10 protein-coding genes are annotated in these 8,572 nt (G+C 67.3%); 4 read left to right on the top strand and 6 right to left on the bottom strand.

Going from position 1 to position 8,572, the window contains the following annotated elements; all coding sequences use genetic code 11:
* The first annotated feature begins 50 nt into the window (after nt 1-50).
* The 3 genes from ribH to thiL all read left to right on the top strand — a co-directional run bounded on the left by ribH (nt 51) and on the right by thiL (nt 2,077).
* Nucleotides 51-518 carry a 6,7-dimethyl-8-ribityllumazine synthase gene (gene ribH, locus N5E02_RS18945; protein WP_005415267.1) on the top strand — a complete coding sequence of 156 codons (468 nt, stop codon included), beginning with the start codon at nt 51-53 and terminating at the stop codon, nt 516-518.
* A complete protein-coding gene (gene nusB / locus N5E02_RS18940) occupies nt 515-994 on the top strand; it encodes a transcription antitermination factor NusB (RefSeq protein WP_005415268.1) in 480 nt (159 codons plus the stop codon). Before ribH ends, nusB begins: the two co-directional genes overlap by 4 nt.
* A 120-nt stretch (nt 995-1,114) precedes the next feature.
* Nucleotides 1,115-2,077, top strand: a complete 963-nt coding sequence (thiL, locus tag N5E02_RS18935; protein ID WP_188239238.1) for a thiamine-phosphate kinase — start codon at nt 1,115-1,117, stop codon at nt 2,075-2,077.
* Nucleotides 2,078-2,269: 192 nt separating this feature from the next.
* Here thiL and N5E02_RS18930 read toward each other — a convergent pair whose 3' ends face one another.
* Both N5E02_RS18930 and N5E02_RS18925 read right to left on the bottom strand, forming a co-directional pair.
* Nucleotides 2,270-2,641: a DUF805 domain-containing protein gene (locus N5E02_RS18930; RefSeq protein WP_139726729.1), complete on the bottom strand. Its 372-nt coding sequence runs from the start codon at nt 2,639-2,641 to the stop codon at nt 2,270-2,272.
* Between the two features lie 128 nt (nt 2,642-2,769).
* Entirely contained in the window at nt 2,770-3,180 is a 411-nt protein-coding gene (locus tag N5E02_RS18925) for a hypothetical protein (RefSeq protein WP_139726730.1), read from the bottom strand.
* Nucleotides 3,181-3,602: 422 nt separating this feature from the next.
* On the opposite strand from N5E02_RS18925, the gene N5E02_RS18920 reads away from it, so the two are divergent.
* Nucleotides 3,603-5,624: an acyltransferase family protein gene (locus N5E02_RS18920; RefSeq protein ID WP_188239239.1), complete on the top strand. Its 2,022-nt coding sequence runs from the start codon at nt 3,603-3,605 to the stop codon at nt 5,622-5,624.
* Between the two features lie 228 nt (nt 5,625-5,852).
* Here N5E02_RS18920 and N5E02_RS18915 read toward each other — a convergent pair whose 3' ends face one another.
* The 4 genes from N5E02_RS18915 to N5E02_RS18900 form a co-directional block, all read right to left on the bottom strand.
* Nucleotides 5,853-7,238, bottom strand: a complete 1,386-nt coding sequence (locus N5E02_RS18915; protein ID WP_279946606.1) for an FAD-linked oxidase C-terminal domain-containing protein — start codon at nt 7,236-7,238, stop codon at nt 5,853-5,855.
* Complete coding sequence (locus N5E02_RS18910) at nt 7,235-7,816, bottom strand: metal-dependent hydrolase (protein WP_134972523.1); 582 nt, start codon at nt 7,814-7,816, stop codon at nt 7,235-7,237. The genes N5E02_RS18915 and N5E02_RS18910 overlap by 4 nt, the downstream gene beginning before the upstream one ends.
* Nucleotides 7,817-7,901: 85 nt before the next feature.
* Nucleotides 7,902-8,270 carry a YraN family protein gene (locus N5E02_RS18905; protein ID WP_181357032.1) on the bottom strand — a complete coding sequence of 123 codons (369 nt, stop codon included), beginning with the start codon at nt 8,268-8,270 and terminating at the stop codon, nt 7,902-7,904.
* Nucleotides 8,260-8,572, bottom strand: a 313-nt coding sequence (locus N5E02_RS18900; protein ID WP_279747323.1) for a penicillin-binding protein activator, incomplete at its 5' end; no start/stop codon positions are given. The genes N5E02_RS18905 and N5E02_RS18900, both read right to left, overlap by 11 nt.

Here is an 8,572-nt window from a genome sequence, read left to right as displayed (position 1 = left end):
GGGCCCATCCACGCTAGAATTACCCCCTTATCGAGTCCCCCAAGCCGCATATGAGCCACTACGAAGGCGATCTTCGCACTCCCGAGTCGGCGCGCTTCGCCATCCTGGCCAGCCGCTGGAACGCCCGCATCACCGACGCGCTGGTCGCAGGCGCCCGCCTGAGCCTGGCCGGCAACGGCATCACCGAAGCCAACATCGACGTGATCCGCGTGCCGGGTGCCTGGGAACTGCCGCTGGTGGCTGCACGCCTGGCCGCCGCGCATGAACACGCCGCCATCCTCACCCTGGGCTGCGTGATCCGTGGCGACACCCGCCACTACGAACACGTGGCCGACCGCTGCGCCGAAGGCCTGATGCGCGTGCAGCTGGATTTCGGCGTGCCGGTGCTGAACGGCGTGCTGGCGGTGGAACGCGTTGAAGACGCCGAGGCCCGCGCAGGCGGCAGCCACGGCAACAAGGGCGAGGAAGTCGCACTCGCCGCACTGGAAATGGTCAATCTGCTGGAGCAACTGCCATGAACAAGAACACCCAGGGCAAGCCCTCCGGTAAACCCGTCCGCCGCGATGGCGTCGATCCGGTGCTGCGCTCGCGCGCCCGTCGTCGTGCCGTGCAGGCCATCTACGCCTGGCAGATCTCCGGCGGCAACGCGCAGTCGCTGATCGCCCAGTTCGCCCACGAGCAGGCCCGCGAAATCGCCGACCTGGCGTACTTCGAGGCGCTGGTGCACGGCGTGCTCGACAACCGTCGCGACATCGACGAAGCGCTCGGCCCGTACCTGGACCGTGGCATCGAGGAAGTGGATGCGATCGAACGCGCGGTGCTGCGCTTGGCCGCCTACGAACTGCGCTACCGCCTGGACGTGCCGTACCGCGTGGTGATCAACGAAGCGATCGAATCGGCCAAGCGCTTCGGTTCCGAACATGGCCACACCTACGTCAACGGCGTGCTGGATCGTGCCGCCGTGGAATGGCGCAAGGTCGAATCGGGTCACTGACCCACCTGTGGTAGTGCCGGCCGCTGGCCGGCAGCTGCAGGGATCCTGAGGTTGCCGGCCAGCGGCCGGCACTACCGCCCACCGCGCCCTGCGCGGCACGTACAACAGCGGGAACGCTCCATGTCCCTCGCCGAATTCGCCCTCATCGACCGCATCCGCGCCCGCACCCTCGAGCGCGACGACATCCTGCTCGGCATCGGTGACGACGCCGCGCTGCTGCAGCCGCGTGCCAACGAGCAACTGGTGGTCACCGCCGATACGCTCAACAGCGGCGTGCACTTCCCGGTGGAAACCCCGGCCTTCGACATCGGCTGGAAGACCCTGGCCGTCAACCTGTCAGACCTCGCCGCGATGGGCGCGCGCCCGGCGTGGTGCACGCTGGCGCTGTCGCTGCCGGAAGCGTCTGAAGACTGGATCGAGGCTTTTGCCGATGGCTTCTTCGCCCTGGCCGACCAGCACGACATCGCGCTGATCGGTGGTGACACCACCCGCGGCCCGCTCTCGCTGTCGGTCACCGCGATGGGCCAGGTCGGGCGTGGCCAGGCGCTGCGCCGCGACCGCGCGCGGGTGGGTGATGACATCTGGGTGAGCGGCACGCTGGGCGATGCCGCCGGTGCGCTGCGGCTGTGGCAGCAGGGTGCGCTGAGCGTGGCCACGGCTACCCTGCTGGCCGACTACGAATACCTGCGCCAGCGCCTGCTGCGGCCGACGCCGCGTGTAACGCTCGGCCTGCGCCTGCGTGCCTTCGCGCACGCGGCGGTGGATGTGTCCGACGGCCTGCTGGCCGACCTCGGTCATATCGCCACGCGCAGCAACGTGGCCGCACATGTCGATGCCGATTCGCTGTCGATCTCGCACGCACTGCGTGAACTGCTCGGTCGTGAGGCCGCACGCGACTGCGCATTGCGCGGTGGCGATGACTACGAGCTGTGTTTCACCGCCGCCGCCGATCAGCGCGACGCGCTGCACTACCTGGCCGAATCGCTGGACGTGCCGCTCACCCGCATCGGTCGGATGGCCGGAGGGCAGGGCGTGCATGTGGATGGCGAAGCCGCCGACGGCGGCTACCAGCACTTCGCGTAGCCGCAGCGGTACTGCCCTGCTGGGTCAACCTTCGGGGTGGGGTCAGATCCCTTTGCGCCGCAAAGGGATCTGACCCCAAGTGAAGCACATCGATGTTGCTCTGGTAGGTGCCAACCTTGGTTGGCACGGATGTGTCAGCATCCGGTGGCACATCCATGTCGACCAAGGTCGACACCTACCAACGCGGTCTGGTTATACGTGCGGAACTGGCGCACCGAAGCGGTTGTCGCCCGGCGTGCTGGGCAGCACCAGGAACACCAGCAGCACCAGGCTCGCAAACGGCACGAACGCCAGCAGCATCCACCAGCCCGAGCGATCGGTATCGTGCAAGCGGCGAATGGTTGCGGCAATGCACGGCAAGGCGAACACCAGCCACATCACTACGCTCAGCCCGGTAGCGACCAGCGCCAGGCCCTGCGAACCACTGTGGCCGGCATAGAAGCTCAGCAGATACAGCGGGATCGAAATGATCATGATGAACAACTGGAACCACCAGAATTCGCTGCGGCTTGCGCGGCCAGTGAACTGCGCATAGCGGGTGAGCGGAACCATCATCTTGTGCATCGAAACACTCCCTGAAAAGAAGTGCGCACCATTGGTGCTCCTGTGATGACGAGCCATCGGAATCGTTGCAATTGCGCGCAGCGTGCAACTGAACTGAGCGCTCACCCGCACTTCTCTTCGTCGCATGCTCACGCCGCCCGCAGCTGCACATCCACGTACTCGGCCAGCCCACGGCAGGCCAGCAGCAGCCCTTCGCGCGCGCCATCGCCCATCTGCTGGTCGATATCTCCATCCACGCGTACGCGTTCGGTGGCGTGCAGCAGTTCCAGCAGGAAACTCAGCCCCGCATTGGCGCGGTCGATGCGCGCCAGGGCCAGGCGTTGCCCGGGCGTGCGGTTGTTGCCGGGCCATGGTTGGCCATCGGCGGCATCGCCCTGGCGGATGTGCTGCAGGCAGGCTTGCAGGGTGATGGCCCCGGCACTGTTGCCGCTCTGCAGCGCAACGAAGGTGTCTTCCAGCGTGCGGGCCAGGTCATCGGGCAGGCGCGTGGCGGCCTCGCCCAGGGTGGCGGACAGGTGCGGGTAGGGGGAAGCGGTCATGGCGGCGTCCTTGTGCAAGCGGCAAGGGGCCACCCTGCTTAACAGCGAGGGTGGCGGACGGTGCGTGGTTCCAATACCGGTGGTAACACTGCGAAACGCCGGCGGGCACGAGGCCCCCACGCACCGCCCGCCATGTAAGCGCGGACAGAATGCCTGCCGACGCCACCCAACAAGGAAAGGGTGGCGCCGGCAGGCAAGCGTAAACGACATTAACCAAACGGGATTGCAAGCCCGTGCCACCCGTTGTCGGTGGCGCTAGATGATTTGCATGCAGTGCCACGTATGCCAATGAGAAAGATTTGAAAATTCGAAAACGTTGCAGACGTGCGGCGCGCCGTCAGTGTGGTGATTACGACATTCCCGCAGGGGCGAACTGGGACCGGAGCTGAACCATGTCCCGCCCTGTCGCGATCGTCCATTGAATGACTGCGCAGACGGTGGCGATGCTGCCGGATCGCTCGCTGCCGGTCACCCGCATGTCCCCTCCCGAACGTTCCCACAATGCGGCCATTGACGGCCTGCGCGCATTGGCGGTGCTGGCCGTCATCCTGTTCCACACCAATGCGGCATGGTTGCCCGGTGGCTTCACCGGCGTGGACCTGTTCTTCGTGGTGTCCGGCTTCGTGATCAGCCAGTCGTTGGCCTCGCGCACCCATGCGTCGCTGGGCGCGATGCTGCTCGATTTCTACCGGCGCCGCGTGCTGCGCCTGTTGCCGGCACTGCTGGTGATGCTGGTGGCCACTTTCATACTGTCTGCGCTGTTCATTCCCCGCGCGTGGCGCAATGAGCAGTTCGACCAGACCGGCTGGGCCGCGCTGGTCGGCTTCAGCAACATCGTGCTGGCTGGTCAGCAGGACGACTACTTCTCACCCGGCGCGGAACTGAACCCTTTCCTGCACACGTGGACGCTGGGCGTAGAGGAACAGTTCTACCTGGTCTTCCCGCTGCTGTTCTTCGTGTGGCTGCGCGGGCGTGAGCGCTGGCCGGGGTCGCGTTGGCTGTTGCCGGGGCTCACCGTGCTGTCGCTGGCGTGGGCGGGCTGGCAGGCGCAGACGGCACCAGCGGCAGCGTTCTATCTGCTGCCGGCGCGGTTCTGGGAGCTGGCCGCGGGTGCGCTGCTGTACCAGTGGATGCGTACGCGTACGCCGGGCCAGAACGGTGATGCGGTTGCAGTGGTCGGCCTGGCACTGCTGGCTGCAGGCGTGCTGATCGCACCGCAGCTGGCGATGCCGGTTCCCGGCGTGCTGGCCACCGTGGCCGGTACCCTGCTGCTGTTGGCAAGCGTGTCGACGCCGGGAACATCGCGCCTCGCCCGCGCGGTGGGCTGCGCACCGCTGGCCTACCTGGGGCGCCTGTCCTATTCGCTGTACCTGTGGCATTGGCCGCTGCTGGTGCTGCTGCGCTGGACCTACGGCCTGCAGGGAGCGGCACTGTGGCTGTACCCGGTGCTGCTGCTGGCGGTATCAGCTGCGTCGTATCACTTCATCGAGCGTCCGCTGCGCAGTGCGGCGCCGCTGCTGCGCCTGGCACCGGCCAAGGTGCTGGCGATGGCGTTGCCGGTGGTGGCGCTGTGTGGTGCGGGTGCCTGGGCCACCGTGGAGTACCACGAGCAGGTCTCGCTGAGCGTTACCCGTGACGGCTATGCATGGCAGGCGCGTCGCTACCCCGCGTGGCGCCCATTGGAGCCGGTGAGTGCGCCGGCGCTTGAAGGACGGCGCCTGTTCGTGTCCGGCGATTCGCACGCGGCGGCGTATCGCACCATGACCAGCATGGTCGCGCGCCAGACCGGCATGGGGGTGCGTCAGCAGGATCGCGGCGGCTGCAGCTTCGTCAATCTGCTGCGGGCCAGTCCAGCCGATTGCCAGGACTTCATTGAGCACACGCTGTCGACCATCGAGCGCGAGGCACGCCCGGGTGACATCGTGCTGCTGGCGGCCTTGCGCATGCCGGAGCTGCGCGGATTCGACTGGCAGCGGCAGGATGCACAGGAAATCTATGGGCAACTGCTGGCCGAGCGCACGCCCGCGCATGCACAAGCTGCACGCGATGAAGCCGATCGAGTGCTGGGGCGTTTGCAGAAGCTGGGTGTGCACGTGGTTGTGGATGCGCCGCTGCCGTTGTTCAAGGCCGGTGCGTACCGCTGTTCGGACTGGTTCAACCGCCGCAACCCGGCCTGTGCCGGGGGCCTGAGCATGCCGCGCGCCGACCTGGAAAGGCTGCGCGCGCCGCAGATGGCGTTGCTGTCCGAACTGGCGGTGCGCTATCCATCATTGACGGTATGGGATCCGCTGCAGCTGCTGTGCGGGCCAACGACCTGTTCGGCGGTGAAAGACGGGGAGCCGCTGTTCTTCGACAACGATCACCTGAGCGGGCATGGCAACCGCGTGCTGCTGCCCAGCTTCCGGCAGACCCTGATCGATATTGCAGGCGACACGCCGGTGTAGAACCGAGCCCACGCTCGGCTTGCCACGCGGTGCCGGCTTCATCGCGATGTGGCCGAAGAGGGGCCGAGCATGGCTCGGCTCCACAGGAGTGTGAGGGTGAACGACACGTGGTTGTAGAGCCGAGCCCACGCTCGGCTTGCGCGCGCAGCGCGGGCTTCATCGCGATCTGGTCGAAGAGCAGCCGAGCATGGGCTCGGCTCTACAGGAGTGCGAAGGAATGTGCGCGGTCTATGCCGGCGGCAGCACCTTGCCCGGGTTGAGGATGCCGTCCGGGTCCAGTGCGACCTTGATCGCGCGCATCGCCGTCAGCGTTTCCGGGCTGAACGCCTGCGCCATGAAATCGCGCTTGGCCAACCCAATGCCATGCTCGCCGGACAGCGTGCCGCCCAGTGACAGCGTCAGTTCGAAGATCTTCGGCAGTGCGGCATGCGCGCGTGCGTTTTCGTCGGCGTCGTCCGGGTGGTAAAGAATGTTGACGTGCAGGTTGCCGTTGCCGGCATGGCCGAAGGTGACGATGGTGAGTCTGTAGTCACGCGCCAGTGCCTGCACGCCGGCTACCAGCTCCGGAATGCGCGACACCGGGACCACAACGTCTTCATTGATCTTGCCCGGCGCAACGCTGCGCAGCGCGGGCGACAGCGCCTTGCGCGCGGCCCACAGCTGGTCGCGCGCGCGGCCCTCCATCGCCACGTCCAGCTCGATCATGCCGTCGCCTTCGGCGGCACTGGCCAGTGCCTGCAGCAGATAAGGCAGGGTGTCGTGGTCACCATCGGCCTCGACCAGCAGCATCGCGCCTGCCTCCGGCACATCGGCACCATTCAGCCGCAGCAGCTCCAGGCTGCGCGCGTCCATGAATTCCAGGCGGGTGGGTACCACCGGCTGCGACATCAACCGCGATACGGCGGCCGCAGCAGCATCGGCATCGCGGTACAACACGCGCAGCCCGGCCTGGCTGACCGGCAGCGGGGTCAGTTTCAGCGTGGCTTCCACGATCAATGCCAGCGTACCTTCGCTGCCCACCAGCAGATGGGTCAGATCGTAGCCAGTGGCGTCTTTGGTGTAGGCGCCACCGCAGCGGATCACCTCGCCGGTGCCGGTCACCGCCACCAGGCCCAGCACGTTGTCGCGGCTGGTGCCGTACTTCACCGCGCGCGGGCCACCGGCGTTGCAGGCCAGGTTGCCCCCCACGCTGCAGATATCCGCGCTGGATGGGTCCGGCGCCCAGAACAGGCCATGTGGCGCCAGCGCCTGCTGCAGCGTGCCGTTCAACACGCCCGGCTGCACGACCGCGCAGCGATCACCGGCGCGGATCTCCACGATGCGGTCCATGCGGGTGAACGAGAGTACGATGCTGCCCGGCTGCGGGACCGCGGCACCGGTGGTACCGGTGCCGGCACCGCGCGCGACCAGCGCCACGCCATGCGCGCGGCATGCACGCACCAGCGCCTGCACCTGCTCGATGTCCGCCGGAAACGCCACTGCAGCCGGCCGCTGATGGCGCCATGAGTTGTCCTGCGCATTCGCCTCCAGCGCGCCGTCATCCATGCGCCAGCCCTCCGTGCCCAGCAGGGTGGACAGTTCGGCAACCAGGGCAGCAGGCAGGGCAGGACTCATGACGGATCTCGTGGGGCAGCAGGAGCGGGTTGGATCAGTTTCCAGGCGACAACGGCGCCGGCCAGTGGCAGCCACACCCAGCGCAGTTCGGAGAGCAGGGTAGCCACGCCGCGTGCGCTGAAGAACTGTGGCGCGAACGGTGACACGCGGATGGGGCGCCACGGCGCGAAGAAGCGCTGTTCGCTCCACGGCCAGGCCAGCGCGACGCCCAGACCACCGGAGGTCATCGCATCGAGCAGCGGATGGCTGGCGGCGCAGGCGAAGACGAATACAGCGGCTTGTACGGTAGATGCCAACCTTGGTTGGCACACATCCGCCGACCAAGGTCGGCGACTGCCCAAGAACGCCAACGCCGCGGCCAATGCTGCCAGCACGCCGGCGAACAGCAGTGAGTGGCTGGCGCCGCGATGGCCGAAGGCATCGGCATAGGGAATGTGCAGGGCGAAGGCCAGTACATCGGCATCGGGCAGCATGGCGGCGATCACGCCGGCGGCCAGCAGGCGCGGCGGGATGCGGCCACGATCAGCGGCGCACCACAGCGCCAGCGGCACAGCGGCATGGGTGATGATCGACGGCATCAGTCACGCGCCATGGTCGTACCGGCCGCGGGCCAGCTGCAGGTCCGACGGGTAGTGCCGGCCGCTGGCCGGCAAAGAGTAGCCATCAGCAATCATCCAGCCGGAATGCATCACGCAGCCAGTGCAGCTGCGGCGGTTCGCCACTGGCTTCCACCACATCGAAGCGGCAGGGTGCATTGGCCAGCGCCGGGTTGTCCTGCAAGTACAGTTGCGCGGCATGGGCCAGGCGCCGGCACTTGCGCGCATCCACCGAGGCCGCGCCGCCACCGAAATCGGATCGCGCGCGGTAGCGCACTTCCACGAACACCACGGTGCCGGCATCGTCCATCACCAGGTCCAGTTCACCGCCGCGATAGCGCACGTTGCGCGCACGCGGCTGCAGTCCCGCCTGTTGCAGATGCTGCTCGGCGGCGGCTTCCACCGCCGAGCCCCGTTGGCTGCGTTCAGCGACCACCGACGATCGGCATCGGCCGGCCGCCATTGAAGGTCGACCAGGCCGGCTGGCGCAGGATGTTGCCGTTGCTGTCCAGGAACAGGGTGCCGGTGGCACCGTCCAGGCCGCCTTCGTTGGACAGCTTGTCCAGGTAGGCGGTGATCTTCCAGGCGTCGGCACCGAAGGCGAACAGGCGGCCGGCCGCACCGCGTGCGCTCGGCAGGGTGCTGGCCACCTGGCTGGCCGACGGCAGGCCGGACACGCTGCGCACGTTCCAGGCTTCGTTCGGGTAGACAATGCCGTCCAGCGCCACGTCTTCTTCC

This window comes from Stenotrophomonas sp. GD03777 (assembly GCF_029842485.1).
GTDB lineage: Bacteria > Pseudomonadota > Gammaproteobacteria > Xanthomonadales > Xanthomonadaceae > Stenotrophomonas > Stenotrophomonas sepilia.
Note: the sequence above shows the minus strand (reverse complement) of the source record. Positions and strands in the feature narration are given on the sequence as shown.